Annotated in this window: 19 protein-coding genes; 8 read left to right on the top strand and 11 right to left on the bottom strand. The window is 54.1% G+C overall.

Features of this window, described 5'->3' with window-relative positions; translation table 11 throughout:
* Positions 1-42: 42 nt before the first annotated feature.
* Entirely contained in the window at positions 43-354 is a 312-nt protein-coding gene (gene rplU, locus AS19_RS02355; RefSeq protein WP_007148862.1) for a 50S ribosomal protein L21, read from the bottom strand.
* A gap of 265 nt (positions 355-619) precedes the next feature.
* Between rplU and AS19_RS02350 the strand changes: the two genes are divergently transcribed.
* Genes AS19_RS02350 through AS19_RS02340 form a run of 3 tightly spaced genes read left to right on the top strand, consistent with a single transcriptional unit; the run spans position 620 to position 2,480 of the window.
* Positions 620-1,591 carry a polyprenyl synthetase family protein gene (locus tag AS19_RS02350; protein ID WP_041704811.1) on the top strand — a complete coding sequence of 324 codons (972 nt, stop codon included), beginning with the start codon at positions 620-622 and terminating at the stop codon, positions 1,589-1,591.
* A gap of 26 nt (positions 1,592-1,617) precedes the next feature.
* Positions 1,618-2,199 carry a YajG family lipoprotein gene (locus tag AS19_RS02345; protein WP_035459278.1) on the top strand — a complete coding sequence of 194 codons (582 nt, stop codon included), beginning with the start codon at positions 1,618-1,620 and terminating at the stop codon, positions 2,197-2,199.
* A complete protein-coding gene (locus AS19_RS02340; protein WP_046961664.1) occupies positions 2,199-2,480 on the top strand; it encodes a SelT/SelW/SelH family protein in 282 nt (93 codons plus the stop codon). Before AS19_RS02345 ends, AS19_RS02340 begins: the two co-directional genes overlap by 1 nt.
* 82 nt (positions 2,481-2,562) lie before the next feature.
* On the opposite strand, the gene AS19_RS02335 is transcribed toward AS19_RS02340, so the two are convergent.
* The 3 genes from AS19_RS02335 to AS19_RS02325 form a co-directional block, all read right to left on the bottom strand.
* Positions 2,563-2,757 (bottom strand): CPXCG motif-containing cysteine-rich protein, encoded by a 195-nt coding sequence (locus tag AS19_RS02335; protein ID WP_035459280.1) that lies wholly within the window; start codon positions 2,755-2,757, stop codon positions 2,563-2,565.
* Positions 2,757-3,176, bottom strand: coding sequence for an HIT domain-containing protein (locus tag AS19_RS02330; RefSeq protein WP_046961663.1), 420 nt, complete (start codon positions 3,174-3,176; stop codon positions 2,757-2,759). The genes AS19_RS02335 and AS19_RS02330 overlap by 1 nt, the downstream gene beginning before the upstream one ends.
* 116 nt (positions 3,177-3,292) lie before the next feature.
* Entirely contained in the window at positions 3,293-4,309 is a 1,017-nt protein-coding gene (locus AS19_RS02325; protein ID WP_011587732.1) for an AraC family transcriptional regulator, read from the bottom strand.
* Between the two features lie 685 nt (positions 4,310-4,994).
* Here AS19_RS02325 and AS19_RS02315 point away from each other — a divergent pair.
* Both AS19_RS02315 and AS19_RS02310 read left to right on the top strand, forming a co-directional pair.
* Positions 4,995-5,423: a phasin family protein gene (locus tag AS19_RS02315; RefSeq protein ID WP_035459284.1), complete on the top strand. Its 429-nt coding sequence runs from the start codon at positions 4,995-4,997 to the stop codon at positions 5,421-5,423.
* Between the two features lie 229 nt (positions 5,424-5,652).
* A complete protein-coding gene (locus AS19_RS02310; protein ID WP_046961661.1) occupies positions 5,653-6,981 on the top strand; it encodes an AarF/ABC1/UbiB kinase family protein in 1,329 nt (442 codons plus the stop codon).
* 112 nt (positions 6,982-7,093) lie between these two features.
* Here the strand turns inward: AS19_RS02310 and AS19_RS02305 are convergent, their stop codons facing one another.
* Positions 7,094-7,645, bottom strand: a complete 552-nt coding sequence (locus AS19_RS02305; RefSeq protein ID WP_011587729.1) for a porin family protein — start codon at positions 7,643-7,645, stop codon at positions 7,094-7,096.
* Between the two features lie 136 nt (positions 7,646-7,781).
* On the opposite strand from AS19_RS02305, the gene AS19_RS02300 reads away from it, so the two are divergent.
* Complete coding sequence (locus AS19_RS02300; RefSeq protein WP_046961660.1) at positions 7,782-10,223, top strand: hybrid sensor histidine kinase/response regulator; 2,442 nt, start codon at positions 7,782-7,784, stop codon at positions 10,221-10,223.
* Between the two features lie 19 nt (positions 10,224-10,242).
* On the opposite strand, the gene AS19_RS02295 is transcribed toward AS19_RS02300, so the two are convergent.
* From AS19_RS02295 to AS19_RS02270, 6 genes are all read right to left on the bottom strand, one after another.
* A complete protein-coding gene (locus AS19_RS02295) occupies positions 10,243-11,604 on the bottom strand; it encodes a VWA domain-containing protein (protein ID WP_046961659.1) in 1,362 nt (453 codons plus the stop codon).
* Complete coding sequence (locus AS19_RS02290; protein ID WP_011587726.1) at positions 11,604-12,533, bottom strand: MoxR family ATPase; 930 nt, start codon at positions 12,531-12,533, stop codon at positions 11,604-11,606. The genes AS19_RS02295 and AS19_RS02290 overlap by 1 nt, the downstream gene beginning before the upstream one ends.
* A gap of 192 nt (positions 12,534-12,725) precedes the next feature.
* Positions 12,726-13,088 (bottom strand): putative quinol monooxygenase, encoded by a 363-nt coding sequence (locus tag AS19_RS02285; RefSeq protein ID WP_011587725.1) that lies wholly within the window; start codon positions 13,086-13,088, stop codon positions 12,726-12,728.
* Positions 13,089-13,190: 102 nt separating this feature from the next.
* A complete protein-coding gene (locus AS19_RS02280) occupies positions 13,191-13,874 on the bottom strand; it encodes a nitroreductase (RefSeq protein WP_035459295.1) in 684 nt (227 codons plus the stop codon).
* A 305-nt stretch (positions 13,875-14,179) separates the two neighbouring features.
* On the bottom strand, positions 14,180-14,671 hold the full coding sequence (locus AS19_RS02275; protein ID WP_011587723.1) for a nucleoside triphosphate pyrophosphohydrolase family protein: 492 nt from the start codon (positions 14,669-14,671) through the stop codon (positions 14,180-14,182).
* On the bottom strand, positions 14,652-15,623 hold the full coding sequence (locus tag AS19_RS02270) for an alpha/beta fold hydrolase (RefSeq protein WP_011587722.1): 972 nt from the start codon (positions 15,621-15,623) through the stop codon (positions 14,652-14,654). The genes AS19_RS02275 and AS19_RS02270 overlap by 20 nt, the downstream gene beginning before the upstream one ends.
* 204 nt (positions 15,624-15,827) lie before the next feature.
* Here AS19_RS02270 and AS19_RS02265 point away from each other — a divergent pair, with 204 nt between their 5' ends.
* Positions 15,828-17,327 carry an adenylate/guanylate cyclase domain-containing protein gene (locus AS19_RS02265; RefSeq protein ID WP_046961658.1) on the top strand — a complete coding sequence of 500 codons (1,500 nt, stop codon included), beginning with the start codon at positions 15,828-15,830 and terminating at the stop codon, positions 17,325-17,327.
* Entirely contained in the window at positions 17,305-18,330 is a 1,026-nt protein-coding gene (locus tag AS19_RS02260; protein WP_046961657.1) for a hypothetical protein, read from the top strand. The genes AS19_RS02265 and AS19_RS02260 overlap by 23 nt, the downstream gene beginning before the upstream one ends.
* Positions 18,331-18,355: the final 25 nt, after the last annotated feature.

Below are 18,355 nucleotides of genomic sequence, written 5' to 3'. Positions count from 1 at the left end.
TCAATCCTCTCTACTCAATTTCTGAAAATCAGGTCTTAAGGATCAGCCCTGGATCCCGGTGATTTTCACCGCAGTGTACCACTGACGGTGACCCTGTTGCTTACGGGAATGCTTACGGCGACGGAACTTCACAATTTTAATCTTCTTGTGACGACCTTGCTCCAGCACTTCCGCGGTTACCTTGGCACCATCCAGCATGGGCTGGCCGACTTTCACGTCGTCGCCATTAGCAACCAGCAGCACCTGGTCGAAATCAACGGACTCGCCGGTGGCCACTTCAATTTTCTCGATGCGAACAACATCGCCTTCTTCAACGCGATACTGCTTACCACCGGTTTTGATTACTGCGTACATGTGTGTGCTCCAGCACAACTCCACTCAGGCGGGCGACTTTACCGTCTTACTAACGCGCTAGCAGCGCAGAAAACGGCCATCACCACTTGCAAGCCAGGCAGAGGATGAAATTGGGCCGCGAAGTGTACGCGAAACAAGCGGAACTCACAAGCCTTTCGCGCTGCTGTTGCCCCAGTCACTACGGGGGCTGTGGTTTCCTTGACTACCCGCCAGCCACTGCTAGCATTGCCCGCTGTCGCACCACCCTTTGTCTGGACCTGAACACATGGATTTCAAGGCTATTTATGCCGTCGTCGATGACGACTTCGAGGCGGTGAACCAGTTTATCAGTCACCACCTGGATTCCAACGTCCCCTTGATCCGTGAAGTGGGCGATTACATCATTCAATCTGGCGGCAAGCGGCTTCGCCCGTTAATCGCCGTACTCTGCGCTCGGGCCTCCGGCTATCAGGGGAGCCGCCACGTGGATGTGGCGGCGATTATCGAGTTTTTGCACACCGCCACCCTACTTCATGATGACGTAGTGGATGAGTCCAACCTACGACGCGGGCGTCCCACCGTGAATGCGGTATGGGGCAACGCTGCCAGCGTTCTGGTGGGAGACTTCCTGATTTCTCGTGCCCTGCAACTCATGGTTGCCCTGCGCCACCCACGGCTGCTGGATATTTTCTCGCAAAGCACCAACACGATCTCCGAAGGGGAGGTGTTGCAGCTGATCAACGTGCGCGACCCCAACACCAGCGAAGACAACTATATGCGGGTGATTCACCACAAAACCGCAAAGATGTTTGAGTCCGCCGCGGAAACCGGGGCCGTACTGGGAGCCAATGACGTCAGCGACCACGTGGACGCTTTTGCCACCTACGGCCGCCACCTGGGTATCGCCTTCCAGCTCATCGACGACGTGCTCGACTACCAGGGCGACGCCAGTGAACTAGGCAAGAACGTGGGCGACGACCTCGCCGAAGGTAAGCCCACCCTGCCCTTGATCCATACCATTGCCAATGGCTCTGCAGAACAGGCCACACTGATCAAGGATGCCATTCGCAGCGGAGGGCTAGAGCACCTAGAACAAATAGTTGAAACCGTTCGCGCCAGCGGCGGTCTTCAATATACGGTAGACAAGGCCGCAGAACAGACTCGCATTGCCTTGGACGCCATCGCTCAAGTACCGGCGTCTCCCTACAAGGACGCCCTGTTCCGCTTGGCAGAAGAATCACTAAAGCGCACCTACTGAGCGCACCCACGAATCAAGGAGTGACCATGCTGCGTGCAGCCCTGATTTTCACCGCAACCACGTTATTTGCCGGTTGCGCATTAAGCCCACAAATGATTACCGTGGCCCCGAAAGCGGATGTGGAAGCCGCCAATATCGGCCACAATGAGCCCGTCCAAGTGATCGCCGTAGATTCCCGCGAGCAGAGCGCTTTTGGCACTCGAGGCGGCGTCTATAAAGAAACCGCCCTAGTACAACCCGCCAATGACGTGAAAAACGCCATCGAAGACGCTGTACGCAAAGGCCTGCAAAACCAAGGGTTCAACGCCTTTAATGCCGGCGCCGACGCCACCCGCCTGGAAGTTCGGCTGGAGCAGCTGGACTATGTGCCTGAAGAAGGTTCAGTGGTTAACGAAGTCACCCTGTCGCTGACGCTGCTAGCCGAAGCAAGCCGTGCGGACGTGGTACACATCGGCACCTATAAGAGCAGCGTAGTCCACGACCTGCCGCTCACCCCCACCGCCAACCGTAACCAAACCATGATCAACGAGATACTCAGCAGCGCCATCACCCGCATGCTCACTGACCCTAAAATGCAGGCATTCTTGGCCGGCAACGACACCCCCTAATGCCCAGCAGCCGCGTTGTCATTCACTACTGCAGCCAATGCAACTGGCTGCTGCGTAGCGGTTGGTATGCCCAGGAATTACTAGCAACGTTCAGCGATGAACTGGATGAAGTGGCCTTGCGGCCCAGTACCGGTGGAATATTCTGGATTGAAGCTAACGGTCAACAAATTTGGGAACGTAAAAAAGATGGCGGCTTCCCGGAGATTACCGAGTTAAAACGGCGAATACGGGACGCCCTATTCCCGGAAAGGGATTTAGGGCATATCGACCGAAAGGGGTGAGTTAAACGTTTAACCTTGAAAAGCACTGACAATACGCTTTCCAGCACCCACCCAAACCCGCGTTGCAACTTTAAGCTTCCAACTACTCATTCTCCGGCCGCACCTCTACTTGCGGCGAGTCACTGCCAAACGGTAACTGCACGGTGAATAGCAGCGGCTGGCAGCACACCTGACAATCTTCCACGTACTCCTGTTCCTCCACAGAGGGGTCCACCAAAACCTCGATGGACTCCCAGCAATGGGGACACTGCACGGTCACTGGCAACAACTCAGCCATCAACAGCCTCCCGTGATTACACCGTCCGCCAACGCCAACTCGGCAATCCAACCCGGCACTTGACCGTCCGCCCAAGGTTGCGGCGTCCCTTGCCCCCATACCGGGCCAGGCCAGCAAGGGTCATCGACATAGCGGGCAATGATATGGATATGCAGCTGCGGCACCATGTTTCCCAACGCACCGATATTGATCTTATCCGCATCAGTAATACGCTCAAGCTGACCGGCCAAGTCATTCACCTGCACCAACAGCGCCTGCTGTTCATCCATCGGCAAATGGTGCCACTCTCGTAGCCCGTCACGCTTGGGCACCACGATAATCCAAGCAAAACGCTGATCGTTCATCCAACGCAACCAGCACAAATCTGTTTCTCCCAAAGCACCGGTATCGGCAGCTAGGCGAGGATGAAGCATGGCCATAATATGTCCTTAACTGACTATTGCTGGCTACAGGAACGACCAACTAAGCCGTCATCCCACCGACATTGAAACAATCCCCCCCGCTAGGGTTCAACCTCTAACCTCACGGGGCGATTCTATGGCCGGTAATCCGACGGGCTACGGGCCGTCCAGCGCCGAAAAGCACGGGCAAAGTTGGAGGCATCGGAATAGCCCAGCGTCATCGCTATTTCATCTACGGTTTTCTCGGACTGAGTCAGATATTCCACCGCCAGACCTTTACGTAACCCATCCAGCACCTCTTGGTAACTGGTACCTAATTGCTGCAGCTTGCGTTTCAAGGTGCGTGACGACATATGCAGCTCACCAGCTACCTCTTCCACCCCAGGGAAGCGGCCACCGCCACCCAGAATGATCCGCCGCACCTGCCCCAACAAAGGCGGCGGCAACTTGATCGTCGCCATTTCCTGCTCACATTGATCTGCCGCCATTCTGGCCAGACGCGGATCCGCAAACTGTAAAGTGTATTTCATGCGCTCCACCGGAAAGCGCATTTGATTGTAGGCACAATCGAAATACACTGGCACCGGCATCACCGGCCGCAAGCGAGCAAAATAGTCAGGCTCTGGATAAGAGAAACGCAGCTCACCAATCACTTCCTGCCCCGGAACCAGCTTTTCACCCATAAAATGGAAGCTTGAAAACAGGCTTTCCATAATCAGCGGAGCCAGCTCTCCCAGCGCCAGCAATTCATTAATCTGCATGACCGCCATGTCGCCATCAGTAAAGGTTTCCAGCTGCACCAAGGTGCTGCGGGTGCGGAAATATTTAACCGCCAACTCCAGTGCCTCACCAAGGGTAGCGCTGCTCATGGCGGCGTAACCAAGAAAACCGTGAGAAGATAGCGTCATCGACGCACCAAGCTCCCAACCCAGCCAGGGCTCCCCGGACAGCTCGATGGCGCGGATGGCGACCCTTTCAAAATCCTGCGCGGTGATCCGCGCCTGCGGATTACGCCAACAGCCGGGCTCGATTCGAGTGCCTTCAAGCAAAGTCTCAGTGGCAACACCACGGCGGGATAAGACCGCCAACAACAAGGCTAGATATTCCGCCGACACGGAGTATTCCTCCGGATCCATTTTTAGAATTGTCATGACTGCATTCCGATTACGCTGCGCTGGCCCAAAATGACCGAATAGACAACCATAACCTCACCACGCAACGGTGACAAGTAACTCCTGTTCACTTGCCAACAAACCAAGTCCTCGCCAAGTTATACCTCACAGGAACGCCCCTCCGAGCGCGCAACATCGGGGCGAAAGGACAATCAACTACTGGCCAGGATTTCCCACGACCAAGAAGGTGTAACAGAGCCAGCTCGCGCGAATAGTTACCAACATCATCACTTGCAACCACCGCCGCCGTCCTGAGCATGCAGCGCCATACTTCAATTGCTTAAGAGTTTGTTGTTAAAGGAAAATAAAACAGCTTGCTGGCACACTCCTCGCCACATGGGCCATGGCGGATCCGCCAGATGCAACGATATCTGCACCTGCTTCACGTCGGAGCTCAGCTTAAGGCAAATCGCCCCCGACAACAGAACAGAGCCTTCTTCGTCCTCCTCCGCACGGGAAGCAACTCCGGCTACGCCAGCTTGGCCTACTAACATTGCTGGGCACACACCTTGGAGCTTCGCCGCTCACCACTTATCGTCCAATTGTTGGACGATTTGTAGCTGCTTCGCCTACAGTAATCCCTACTATTTATCCACGCAACGCAACAAACGTTGCACCGAAGTTTTTCTTTTTTAACACCGGACAACGTTAAGGATTGATCAACATGGGCGAGCTGAAAGATCTCCGCGAACAAAGCGAATCTCTGGTAAACCGTGCCAAGCAGCTAGGTAACAAGCTGTACTTGGCAGGCTTGGGTGCCTACGAAAAAGCCGAAGAAGGCTCTGAAGAGCTATTCAACAAATACGTTGAAACCGGCTCTAAAGCATTTGGCGAAGAAGCTGAGAGCAAACCCAAGGCCCTGCTAGCAAGCCGTGGCGCACTGGTCGCTGCCCGCGAGTTGCTCGACAGCGCCCCGGAAAAGCGCCAAGCCTTGTACCAAAAATTGCTTGAAGCTGGCAAGAAAGAACGCGGTGAAAAAGCCGAAGAAACCAATGAATATCTGCTGGCAAGTCTTGGCGCCGTTGCCACTGCCCGCGAAGAAGGTGAGAAACTGTTCAATGAGCTGGTTTCCACTGGCGAAAAACGCGACTGATCCTGTTTTGCTGTGAAAATGTAGTACGTGTTGTTTTAAAACTCTGTCTTACTCTCCCTTTGGGGCCCCGTTTGGGCCCCTTTTCTTTATCTAGCCTATCAATAAGACCCCGCCCTCCCGTCGCCTTATGGCACTATCGCACCTTGTGCATACGTTATGCATGGCGCTAGCCTTAACGCAGCCGTAAACACAGCCGCAGAAATAACAAGAAAACCCGCGAGGTTTTACCATGGCCGACAATCGTCGCCGAAAACGCCCCACCACTGCCACCGGCCGATTGTTTCGGCTCACCGGCATGACCACCTCAATCGCCACTCGGGTGGCCGGCCATCAGGTCAAAGGGCTGTTCCAGTCTGACCAATCCAAAGCCGCTGACCGGGAAAAACTGCTGCAATATATTGGTAAGGAGGTGGCTGCCACGCTGGGGGAGATGAAAGGCGCGGTCATGAAAGTCGGCCAGATTGCATCGCAGATGCAGGATATCCTGCCCGCGGAAATCAGTGATCAACTGAAAATTCTGCAGAATGCTTCCGCCCCCATGCCCTTCCATGTGATTCGACGGCAACTGGAGCGCGAACTTGGCGCCCCGCTGGATGAATTATTTGCCCGTTTCGAAGACCAGCCTTTTGCCGCAGCGTCCATTGGTCAAGTACACCATGCCCTGACTCCGGCAGGCGACGAAGTAGTGGTAAAAGTACAGTACCCTGCGGTCAAGGAATCCATTGATTCAGATATGAAGCACTTACGCCGTATTCTGCGCCTCGGCAGCTTACTGAAAGTGGATGAAACAGCACTGGATGCCGTATTCAGGGAAATTCGCAGCCAGCTCCACGAGGAGCTGGATTACCTTCAGGAAGCCTCCAACCTGGAACATTTTCAGGCATTTCATCAGCAACAGCCATGGCTGGTCATTCCCCAGGTTTTTCCAGCTTTATCCAGTGAAAAGGTGCTGACCCTGAGTTACGAAACCGGCATCCCCCTAGACCAGGTCGACGACGAACATGGTTTCGACCAGGCCACTCGCAACCTGCTCGGGGAGCGACTATTCGATGCCATCGGCCAACAAATTTTTCAGTTACGTGCCGTCCATTGCGACCCCCACCCCGGTAATTTTGCATTTCGCCCCGATGGCTCCATCGTGATCTATGACTTTGGCGCAGTGAAGCGACTCCCCCCGCAAGATGCTGATTTACTAAAACGGCTCGTGCGCGCGGCGATGAACAAGGAATGGACAACTCTGGACACAATGCTAATGGAACTGGGGGCACGCAAAAAGGACACCCAGGTCAGTAGCGATTTTTATGCGGTCTGGATCGAATTGCTGCTGCGAGCCTTTGATGACGAGCCCTACGACTTCGGGCACTCACAACTCCATACCGACATCATGCGTCAGGTAAAACGCACCCCTTTAGAACAAATTCTCAAGTTCCAGCCCTCCTCGCGCAGCCTACTGGTTGAGCGGGTCATCAGCGGGCACTACTGGACCATGATGAAACTGGGCGTAAACACGGCCTTTCGACCGAACCTGGAAAAAGCGATCAACATCGCCGGGGACTAAGCATCACGGACTGCTCAATTACATGCAGCACACAACGTGTAACCTCTGCAAAGCGACACAAAAAAACCCCTCACTTGGAGGGGTTTTTTTATCTCAGTGTGATCTGCCGACATTAGAACGCAGAACGCAGACCAACACTGATACCGGAGATTTCTTCCTCATCGGTATCCACATAACGCATGTATTCCAAGTTGGCTCCAACCGTATCAGTGATATTAAAGTCCAAACCGGCGCCATAGGATTCATCTTCAAAGGTTTCAGTATCACTGTAGGAGTAATCCACTCCCGCTAGCGTGCCATTGGCTGATACTTCACCCTTCACTTTTGTATACCCGCCGATAACATAAGGGCGAATTTTCTCACCGATAGGGGCGCTCAGCTTCACATACCCACCGTACAGATGGTCCATGTCGAAATCGACAATACCTTGGGAATCCTCATCAAAACCCAAACCACCCCGAGCTTCCAGTGCCAGAAAATCCGTAAACTCATACCCGGCATTGATCGTGGCCGAGTCGATTTTCAGGGTATCCGTGTCATACTCTTCGTTATCGTACTGAATTTGGCTGTAGTTACCGCCAATGTACGGGCCGACCGCAAAGGCACCGGGTGCCACGATCAATGAACAAGACAAAACCAGCGCATTACGCATAATGACTTTCATACAGGACTCCTTTTCCGTTAAGTCACCCATTTCGAGGCCGTATATGTCGCACAGTTCCAGAGACTACGGTAAATTCTGTAAAATGAATCGCGCACACTAACGCCGTATCCACATAACAGCGATAACAGGGCCGGGAATGACACAGGGGCTTCTCATCTTCAAGCAGGGAATTGCTACCGTCTTCCTGCTCATGCTGGCGATCTCAGGTCATAGCCTGACGCTTAGCGATGAGCAGGACAGTTACCAAGCGGCCCACGGCATGCAATGGCTGGCAGACCCCAAGCAAGCCTACAGTCCGGAAATGGCTCTGCAGGCTTTTCTCGATGACCAGGGCGAGAAAATTCATGATAAGTACCCTTCTCTAGGTTTTCGTAAAGGCTTGCAATGGTTTCTCATCCCCATCGAAAACCAGAGTGGCCAGTCTTTATGGTTTGCCCGCATGGGCCGCCCCCATCTAGACTATCTCGACATCTACCTTTTCGACCAACAAGGTAAGCGGCTATGGCACAATCGCCTCGGCGACCGTGTTCCTTTCCATACTCGGGCATTCGCTCATAGTCACCTAGTCTCCACGCTCAACCTTCCGATAAATACGCGGCGCTACCTGTTGCTACGTGCCCAAGGCGACAATGTGATTGATTTGCCGGTCTCCGTTATGTCAGCAACGGCGTTCAATCAACAGGACACCCAAGTCACTATTTTTTATGGCCTATATTTCGGAGCGATGGTTGCCATATTTTTGTTTAACCTGCTGATATTTATCTCCATCCGGGATCGCAGCTATCTACTATATGTTCTTTACTTAGGCACCTTCACCCTCAACATTTTCACTCGCGAAGGACTAAGCTATCAATGGCTTTGGCCACAAGCCACGCAGTGGAATCATTACTCTATACCTATCTTAAATCTACTCACCCTCGCGTTTTCTATCTTCTTTACTTGCCAGTTTCTCGAGCTAAAAAAACGCGCACCGACCATCAACCGCGGACTGGTCGCAACCGCCACCGTGCTGATTCTCTTTGCCCCACTCACGTTGATTGATTTCCATTTTTTCATTCAGGCCAGCACCGCCATTATCCTGCCCTGGCTGCTTGTTGCCATCGCCCTATCCATCTGGCTAATTCGGCAAGGCTACAGCCCCGCACGCTATTTCCTGCTAGCCTTCACCGCTGTTGCTCTAGCCACCATGGCCTATATTCTGAAGACATTTCAGCTTATCAATGGCGGCTGGTTGCTGGAAAACATCATGCCGATGGGGACGTTTATCGAAGCACTCCTTCTATCGTTTGCTCTAGCCCACCGCATGACCATACTGAAAAGTGAAAATGCCCGAATTCAGAATGAAGCAAACGAGATTCTTGAACAGCGTGTTAGCGAGCGCACCAGCGAACTTAATGCCGCACTCAATGCCCGCAGTGAATTTCTAGCCGTCATGAGTCACGAAATCCGCACCCCATTGAACGGCATTATCGGCACAGTGGACATGCTCAAGGGCTCCCCCCTAAACGATGAACAACGCCACAACCTGAATGTAATCGAGCAATCGGGCAATAGCCTGCTGAATCTCATCAATGACATCCTAGATTACTCTCGCATCGAAGCGGGCAAGATGCCCATCGAGCAAACCAGCTTCAACCTGTTCAACCTTCTCAATGAATCCCTCACCCTGTTTCAGCACAAAGCCCAGATTCACTCCAACGCCTTGACCCTCGACGTTGCTCCTAACGTAAGCGAACGCTGCTTAGGCGACCCAGTAAGACTTCGGCAAATCTTGGTTAACCTGATCAGCAACGCAGTGAAATTCACCGACAATGGCACCATCACCGTACGCGCACAGCGCGACCCCGCTAACAGCGACTACCTATACTTTGAAGTGCAAGACAGCGGCACGGGTATTTCCGAAGAACAACAAAGGCGACTCTTCGATCACTTCCAGCAAGGCGACAGCTCCACCAGCCGACGCTATGGTGGCACCGGCCTGGGGCTAGCGATTTGTCGACAACTAGTGGAAATTATGGGGGGAGAAATCGGGGTAGACAGCAAGCCCAAACAAGGCTCTCGTTTTTGGTTCAGGCTGCCCATTCCTTGCACCGAACGCGCGGACACTTGTACAACAGCACCTGCCATCGACAACCAATCGGTGCTATTCGAAGGACGACTGCTGATCGTCGACGACAACCATATCAACTTGATGGTCGCCGAGGGGCTATGTCAGAAACTTGGCTACGAGACAGAAGTGGCGGAGAGCGGATTGGAGGCCATCGCCGTACTCATGTCCACCACGCAACCATTCGATCTAATACTAATGGATTGTGAAATGCCGGACATGGACGGCTTTGAAACCTCCAGGGCGATCATCAAACTGCAACAAGAAAACCGTCTACCCTGGGTACCTATCATCGCACTCACCGCCCATGCGATACCGGACAAAATCCGCGCTTGCCGCGACGCGGGCATGATCGGTCATCTGGCCAAGCCAGTGAACCTTGCGCGCCTACAAACCACATTGCGGCAGGCCCTTCGCAGCACAGGGCCTCGCCCATCAAAAGCCAGGAATCATTCAGACTCTCAAAGGTAACGCTTGCGCACAAAGCGTGCTAATTTAGCCCCTTGAGCAGCGAATCCACAATCCGTTCAAGGTCATCCAGTGAAGCGCATTGGCGAGCCATCCGACAATGGGGCAAATAGCGGTCCATCACCGCATCCCCGCTATTCCAGCGAGAACGAGCCTCGGGGTTGAGCCACCATACCTGTTTCACCCGCCGACGGATTTGCTGTAACACCTCGGCACCCTCAGGAAGATAGTTATTTCGTGCATCACCCAAAATAATAACCGTGGTATGACTATCCAACTCCCGTTCACAACGACGCCAGAAATCCGCAAACATTTCCGCATAATCCGTACCGCTGCCAGACAGACGATCCAAAACCCTACCCACAGCCACATCCGGGCTGTAGCGCTGAAAATCCTCCGTAATTTCATCAAAGCGTGACGCAAACGCAAAACTGCGTACCCGCGGTAACACATCATTCATTGCGTACAGAAACTGCAGCAGAAAACGAGCGGCATCACTCACCGAACTGGACACATCACAAATCACCATGACTCGGCTTTTCTGAACTGGCCGCTGGCGCCAATGCAATCGCATAGGTATGCCATCGTGACGAATACCGGCCACCAAAGTGCGTCGCGCGTCCAACATGCCTCGTCGACTTTTTTTCATGCGCCGCTGATGCAGACTAGCCAGGCGCCGCGCCATGCGTCGCACCAATGTTTTTACTTCTTGAAATTCGCGCAAGTGCCGGAAGGGCACCGCACGCATGGTTTGCTCGCGCAGCGCCCGCCCTTTACCGGCACCGTGCAGAAGAAATTGCCGTCGCACATGGTCGGCTGCTTGCTCACGAACCTCCTGCCTCCATTGCCGCAGTGTTTCCGCCCGAGCCAGACAAAGAGCTCCCCCTTTATCCAGCTCTAGAATACGATCATCCACAGCCCCCATGCCCATGTTCATCAGTAATCGACGGGTATACAGTCCTTGCTGGGTAATCACTTCCATCTGAGTGAAATCCATTCGCGCCGCAGCTTCGGCAAGGCGTTGATCCAATTGGGCAGGGGTTTGGGTGGTCAGATCAGCAAATACCTCCTCTGTCCGACCCTTCTCGCTCGTTTCGCCAACCTCGTTCACCGCAGCCGGCATGGCACGCGGTGCGCTCTGCGATGATAAGCCAGAGCGAACATCAGACGTCACCGCAAAAAAACGCGCAAAGGTCTCCTCGAAGGCCGAGCGGTCCTCTTCCTGCTTCACCAACGTCATCGCCAGGGCATCATGAAAACGTTGTCGGCCCTGGTAGCCCACCAACGCAGCGGCATCCATAGCCTGGGTCGCTTCATCCGGCGAAATCCGTAACCCTGCACCACGCAGGGCCTGCACAAATTCAGAAAGGCGACGGGTTGGCATTAACGTTTGTCCAGCTTACGCAGCCAAGCCGGTAACAGCTCCCGCGCCAAAGTCACATCCTGTTCGGTCTTCAACACGAGGTTAAGTGTATCCGCAACCTGCTGCTGCTCCAGTGAATCCGCGTGCAGCAAGACCAGCGCTCGCGCCCAGTCCAGAGTTTCGGAAATCGCCGGCAGCTTCTTCATATCCTGCTCTCGCAGGTACTGAATAAACGCTACCAACTGCTCACGTAATCTAACATCCAGATCCGGTACCCGCGCCGCCACAATGTTCGCTTCCAGCTCAGCTTCCGGGTAAGGAATATAAAGGTGCAAGCAGCGCCGCTTTAACGCATCAGACAATTCACGCTGATCATTACTGGTCAACAATACCAATGGCTGGTGCTTCGCCTTCACTGTGCCTAGCTCGGGGATGGAAATTTGGAAATCAGAAAGCAGCTCCAGCAGAAATGCCTCAAATTCCTGATCAGCCTTGTCGATTTCATCAATCAACAACACCGCGGGCTCATCGCTGCGCAACGCATGCAGTAGAGGGCGAGGCTCTAGAAACGTTTCACTGTAAAAAGCTTCGCCCAAGTCACCCAGGCGATCCATACTGGCTTCCAGGCTGTCAGTGTCCGCTAGCATACCGCCCAGCTTGTCACGCAAAAGCTGCGTGTACAGCAACTGCTTGCCATACTTCCACTCGTACAAGGCACGGCTCTCATCCAGCCCCTCATAACACTGCAAGCGAATGAGCGGTGCTTCCAGAAACGCCGCCGCGGCTTTAGCCAGTTCGGTTTTTCCCACCCCGGGCGGACCCTCTACCAGTACCGGCTTGTGCAACTGCGCCGCCAGATACACCGCCAACGCAATACGCTCGCTACAAATGTATCCCTGTTCGGAGAAACTGCGAATAATATCTTCGACGGAGTCGATACGGGTTTTCATGGTTACTCCTACTCAGCCTTGCCAGGGCACAGCCGACGCTGAACCTTGCCTGAGCCAAACAGAGTAACCCAGAGTGAGGCGGGAGACATTGACCAACCACGACACAACACCGATGGGAAACTGCGAACCGTATAAACGGGAAGTAACGATAAGCGAGAAGGGCCAGCGCAGGGCCAAGTGGAAAACGCGGAGTCAGTGCAAAATAATATTGTCCGCCAGCACCATGGGCACAATCTCGCCCACCTCTTCTACAATGGGGTCGCCATCCATGCTGGACACATCAAACCGAGCAGAAGTGACATCACCATCAATCATGTCGGGAATGGCATCCAGGAAGGCGCCCACGTGCTCGGAGCCAAAGTGGATTTCCAGCGCATCAAGGTTCGACCACTGCTGCCACACCATAATTACTCGTGGCGCATCGGCCTGCAGATACACTTCATAGGCCAAACATCCCCGCTCCCCCCGCGACGCACTAGCAAGCGCTTGCACCAGCGCCAACGCATCGGGCTGTTCGTCTTCTTTTATGGGAAAGGAGCCTTTCACTATAATCATGGAGGAGGGTTCGCTACGCTGGAGAGAACCCCTATCCTAACACAATTGCGCCACCGCTGCCTGAGAGCCCTTGTTACACAGTCAGTGGAACAAGCCCTCAGATCACACGCTATCGCAAAACTGCACCGAGTCGGAAAGCGGCACGCGACCGACCCGAGCCTTGTTGGCGGCCACTTCCGGATCTTCGTAACCAAAACTGATACCCAACACGATAGCCGAGGAAGAAGGAATCCCTAGCATGTCCCGTACATCATCCGGATAGTAACGCATGCTGCCTTGGGCACACGCTCCCAGCCCATAGGCACTCATGGACAGCAACAACGACTGCACATACATTCCCACATCCAACCCTACGGTGACGCCAAAGTTGCGCTCCATGCCAATAAAAGCCACATGGGGAGCATCAAACAGTTCGAAGTTACGCAGCTCTGCTCGCTGCCGGCCAGGACGATCTTCACGGGCAATACCCATGCTGCCATATAACGCCATGGCACAATCGACTTGGCGCTCCCGGTATACCCCTTCAAACCTAGGCGGGCCATCATAATCTGGAGCAAAGGGCACACCATTGGTGACCTTCTCGATCATCCGCTCGCGCAGCGCATCACGTACGGCTCCGGAGGCAACCCACACTTTCCAGGGCTGAATATTGCAGTTGGATGGCGAGTGCTGCGCAAGAGAGAACACCTCATCCATCACCGCCTTGGGCACTGGCTTATCAGTAAAACCGCGAACTGAGCGGCGCTGGATCATGGCGTCAGCCAAGGAAATATCATAGGCGGTCATGAATGGCTCCTGTCAAAACTCGCCTCGAGTCTAACCGGGCAAGAGGGCAGAAACGATGACATTAACGACCAGGCTATTTATGCGACACGCACCACACGTGTTGCATAATCAATGAAAGGCTGCAGAGAAGAAAAAAAGGCCCCGAAAACGGGGCCTAATGGTTTCCAGGGACAACTGGAAACATACGCAGCGGGATCAAATCCCGCAGTTATAGTGCTACCCATCGCGCCATTTCGTCTTGATATGAATCAGATTTTCACCACTTTAATCTCCACGATAAATACAACCCCACTAGCCACTTGCCGCTATTCGGCACCGCCGGCCTGGTTTGCCAATACCTGGGCCAGCGATGGAGGCGAATACGCAGGGCCTTTCAGCACCTTGCCTCGTTCATCTTTCACCGGTTGACCGTCGGCACCCAGCTTGCTCATGTTGCTGCGATGCACTTCCTTGCAGCAGGCATTCAGATCGATACCAAAAGTGTGGCCTGCGCCGTAAGTAACATAATTAATGTCAGTGAGCGCGTCCGCCACCTCCACCAAATCCACCTGAAAACCCTCTAACTCTTCCAGTTGTTCGCGAGCCTGAGCAAGGGTCATGAGAAATTTTCGTTGTCCCTCGCTCACCTCCTGGCAAGTGGCTTCGACCAGCTCGTAAAATTCTTCCAGCAGTAAAGCCAACCGCAACCGCACAGTGGCATCGTCTGGCACTACTGGCTGCGGCTCCACCGGCAAAGAAAAAGCGCGATGAAATTCGGCTACCCTGTGAAAGTTACTGTTATTCGATTTTATCGCCATCGACTTCTTCCAAAAACGCCAAGATCTCTCGATTAACTTCAGAGGCCTGCTCCATCTGAATCCAATGACCACACTGATCCAGCATCACCGTGCGCAGGTCCGGCATATAGTCAGGCATACGCTGTAGCGCTTTCTGGCTAAACATGAGGACCGGGTCCTGCAAGCCTCCTATAAATAATATCGGCATGGGAATTTGCCAATTGCTGGCATTGCGACTTTCCTCCCAGGAGGCATCCATGGACCGGTACCAATTGATTGCGCCGGTAAAACCACTGTGCTCAAAACGCTCCACGTAGTAAGCCAGATCTTCCTCGCGCATCCAACGCGGTTGGGCTTCAGGAACGGGCATGGACTGAAGAAAGCCGGTATCGTCCGGCTTCACATTGAAGTCCGCAATGCCGTCAGCGGATAAGGCATGAAAAATACAACGCAAGCTGTGCGATACATCCGCCTCAAGTTCCTGCTCCGGCAAACCTGTTTGCTGGAAATACAGCATGTAGAAAAATCGATCTTCAAACAGCTTACGCATGGCTGCCGTGGGCGGCACCGGTGCTGGGCCGCCATAGGGAACCGACATACCGATAACTGCCTTAATCGATTTCGGGTAACAACGGGCGACCTGCCAAGCCAGCGCACACCCCCAGTCATGTCCTATTAGGATGGCACTGTCGTAGCCCAGCACCCGAATCAATGCCATCACATCCTCAACCAACTTACTTTGCCGGTAAGCCTCGACGTCTTTAGGGGCATCGGTAAAACCATAACCACGCAAATCCGGTGCCACCGCGTAATAACCAGACTGAGCTAGCACCGGTAGCTGATACCGCCAAGAGGCCCAACACTCCGGAAAACCATGCAAGCACAACACCAGCGGCAAACCGGCCACACCGGCCTCCGCCACAAAGAAATCCAACCCATTTGCACTGACTTGTCGCTCTCGCGTAAAGGCCATACTCATATCCTAATTCAAGGCCGGGAAACAAACAGTCAAGCGGCTACTTACCCGACATCACTAAAATGCTATTGTTGGCATAACACATACTTGAATTTGACAGCAAGGAACACCGCTGACAAGCGTAGACCAAGCCTGTAGTAGGCGGTCTGACGGACACAGAGACACACAGGATTACTCGCATAGCCACATCAGGGACGAAACGTGAGCACGCCAAAGGGAACAGAACAATCCGCCCCCCGCCGTACCCGCCTTCTCGAGTGGCTGGCGCCCTATATCCCGGCGTATTTCCCGGTAGCCTGGAAGCTTGGGCTATCCATCTCTCTGTTGATTCTCTGCGGCATGACCATCCTCGGCACCCTGTTACTCAATAACCAACTCAGTCGCATGCGCGACCAAGCTGATAGCTTCGGCACCGCGATTGCCCAACAGCTGGCTAATACCGTCCGTGAACCCCTATTAGCTGACGATACCTTTTTCCTCAAAGTGCAACTCAACAACCTGACCCGAAGTGAAAGCGTGCGTGGCGCCGCCCTGTTTGGCCGCGACGGCAACCTGACCGATAAAGCGGGCATTCTGCCGCTGGCCGCCTCACCTCTGCACGAGCAGGTAAAACGCTGGGACCTGGAAGACGAACCCATCACAACATACTACGCCCCCATCAAGATCAGCGATGTGGTCGCCGGCCATACCGCCATTTCCCTCTCGGACCGCCCCATTATGGCCGCCCGCCAAGCGGTGCGGGACACCATGATCACCGCCACGCTCATCATGAGCGTGATCGCCATTGTCGTCGCCTTCCTGATTAGCCGCCGGCTGGCCCAACCCATTCATGACCTGCTGGCCGCCACCAGTGCCATGCGCAAGGGCGACCTGAACTATCGCATTCAGGACCGCCGCAACGATGAAATCGGCGGCCTGATTGAGGCTTACAACACCATGGCTCATGGCATGTTAGAAAAGGACCAAGTAGAGCGTGTGTTGCAACGCTTCGTCAGCCCATCCGTGGCCCGTAACATGATGGCCGATTTGGATCAGGTGCAACTAGGTGGTCGTGACGTTTCTGCAACCGTGATCTTTGCGGACATCGTCGGCTTTACCCGTCTATCCGAGAACTTGGCACCAGACGCAATCGCCGACATGCTCAATGTCTATTTCGATGCTATCACCACAGCTACCAGCTTTTACCGAGGGACCATTGACAAGTACATGGGCGATTGCGCCATGATCGTGTTCGGGGTGCCAGAAAAAGATGACGAGCACCTATTCCATGCGCTGTGTTGTGCTGTAATGATTCAGCGGCTAGTAAAACGCCTGAATGAATACCGCAATGCCCGAGGCGAGACCACCGTTACATTCCGCATCGGCATCAATTCCGGCGCTATGCTGGCTGGCAACTTGGGCTCGCGCGATCGCATGCAATACACCGTAGTCGGCGACGCAGTAAATCTGGCCTCCCGACTGTCAAATATGGCTGGAGGCAACGAGATCATTGCCGCAGCACCGCTACTGTCCAATCCCAACATTGCCTCACGGGTACGCGCCACGGAATGCGGAGCCATGCGCATTCGCGGCAAAGAGCAACCAGTGAGCACTCACCGCATTGATGGTGTTCACGCCTTGTCCGAAACCCTAATGGAACAGCGTATTGCCCAGTTTCTGGCAAAACTGAATACGGAGCATGAACGTGTACAAGGCGAGTAGCCTAACCCTAGCCACGGTACTGGCCGGCTGCACCACCTTCGCCAACCTCCACCCAGAAAACGATGTCAGTGCGGCGCTGGAGCAACACGACTACGCCAAAGCCGCGCAGATCATCGAACAGACAGATCCTAAACACCCGCAGTATGCCATCCTTCAAGAACAGTACGCTGGCGTTCGCCTGGCCAGCCAAGAGTATCGGCTCCACGTCGTTCAGCAGGCAGAAGAACTGGCCCGAAAACAACAATGGGACGCTGCCTTTACCCTGCTGGAAACCAACCGCGACAAGGTACTGGACTCTTCCGCCATTGATGAACTCCGCAATACTCTGGTCCCGATGGAAGCCCGTCAGCTTAATCCGTTGCTAGCCGAGCGACGCCAGGCCCAAGCGCAAGCCTTGTTGAGTAACAAGGATCTGGCACTTCATCTTGCCGACTTTCACGCTTTAGCGGCAAAGCAGGAGCGTCAGGCACTGGCCGAAGAGCGAGAATTACTGATCGCAGACCTTACCACTCTGGGCAACTATTTCGCGGATCAGGAGCAATGGGTTCAGGCCCGCAACCTGCTCCGCTACGCCCATCAGTTGGCACCAGAGGCCGAACCAGCACCCAAACTGGCTCAGGCGCAGCAAGTGCTCAACAATGAACAACGGCGAGCCCGCGCCAAGCGTAACCGGGCTCTGCAGGCTGAGGCCGAACAGTTAATGACCCGCTATCAGCGCAATGGCCAACTGCAATCATTACTGTCCGCACGGGCCTTCCTAAACCAACAGAAAAACAACCCTGCACTGGCTTCACACCGCAAACGCCTTGAACAATGGTGCCGACGGCGCTTTGCCGAAGAAATAAATACTGGCGAAGCCCTCTATGCCCACGGACAGTATCGCGAGGCCTACCGAATCTGGAAACAGATAGCTCCGCTGTACCCAGATAACGAAGAGCTGAACAAGAAACTCGAACGCAGTGAGCGGGTGTTGAACAACCTACGCGACCTGGAACAACCCTGACCGTTTCCAAATGCTGCATCCCTTT

It is taken from the genome of Alcanivorax sp. NBRC 101098, assembly GCF_001010505.1.
In the GTDB taxonomy this organism is placed as follows: Bacteria; Pseudomonadota; Gammaproteobacteria; order Pseudomonadales; family Alcanivoracaceae; genus Alcanivorax; species Alcanivorax borkumensis.
Note: the sequence above shows the minus strand (reverse complement) of the source record. Positions and strands in the feature narration are given on the sequence as shown.

Coding starts and splice junctions, on each gene's coding strand:
- rplU (WP_007148862.1), bottom strand. CDS start 354: ATGTACGCAGTAATCAAAACCGGTGGTAAGCAGTATCGCGTTGAAGAA.
- AS19_RS02350 (WP_041704811.1), top strand. CDS start 620: ATGGATTTCAAGGCTATTTATGCCGTCGTCGATGACGACTTCGAGGCG.
- AS19_RS02345 (WP_035459278.1), top strand. CDS start 1,618: ATGCTGCGTGCAGCCCTGATTTTCACCGCAACCACGTTATTTGCCGGT.
- AS19_RS02340 (WP_046961664.1), top strand. CDS start 2,199: ATGCCCAGCAGCCGCGTTGTCATTCACTACTGCAGCCAATGCAACTGG.
- AS19_RS02335 (WP_035459280.1), bottom strand. CDS start 2,757: ATGGCTGAGTTGTTGCCAGTGACCGTGCAGTGTCCCCATTGCTGGGAG.
- AS19_RS02330 (WP_046961663.1), bottom strand. CDS start 3,176: ATGGCCATGCTTCATCCTCGCCTAGCTGCCGATACCGGTGCTTTGGGA.
- AS19_RS02325 (WP_011587732.1), bottom strand. CDS start 4,309: ATGACAATTCTAAAAATGGATCCGGAGGAATACTCCGTGTCGGCGGAA.
- AS19_RS02315 (WP_035459284.1), top strand. CDS start 4,995: ATGGGCGAGCTGAAAGATCTCCGCGAACAAAGCGAATCTCTGGTAAAC.
- AS19_RS02310 (WP_046961661.1), top strand. CDS start 5,653: ATGGCCGACAATCGTCGCCGAAAACGCCCCACCACTGCCACCGGCCGA.
- AS19_RS02305 (WP_011587729.1), bottom strand. CDS start 7,645: ATGAAAGTCATTATGCGTAATGCGCTGGTTTTGTCTTGTTCATTGATC.
- AS19_RS02300 (WP_046961660.1), top strand. CDS start 7,782: ATGACACAGGGGCTTCTCATCTTCAAGCAGGGAATTGCTACCGTCTTC.
- AS19_RS02295 (WP_046961659.1), bottom strand. CDS start 11,604: ATGCCAACCCGTCGCCTTTCTGAATTTGTGCAGGCCCTGCGTGGTGCA.
- AS19_RS02290 (WP_011587726.1), bottom strand. CDS start 12,533: ATGAAAACCCGTATCGACTCCGTCGAAGATATTATTCGCAGTTTCTCC.
- AS19_RS02285 (WP_011587725.1), bottom strand. CDS start 13,088: ATGATTATAGTGAAAGGCTCCTTTCCCATAAAAGAAGACGAACAGCCC.
- AS19_RS02280 (WP_035459295.1), bottom strand. CDS start 13,874: ATGACCGCCTATGATATTTCCTTGGCTGACGCCATGATCCAGCGCCGC.
- AS19_RS02275 (WP_011587723.1), bottom strand. CDS start 14,671: ATGGCGATAAAATCGAATAACAGTAACTTTCACAGGGTAGCCGAATTT.
- AS19_RS02270 (WP_011587722.1), bottom strand. CDS start 15,623: ATGGCCTTTACGCGAGAGCGACAAGTCAGTGCAAATGGGTTGGATTTC.
- AS19_RS02260 (WP_046961657.1), top strand. CDS start 17,305: ATGAACGTGTACAAGGCGAGTAGCCTAACCCTAGCCACGGTACTGGCC.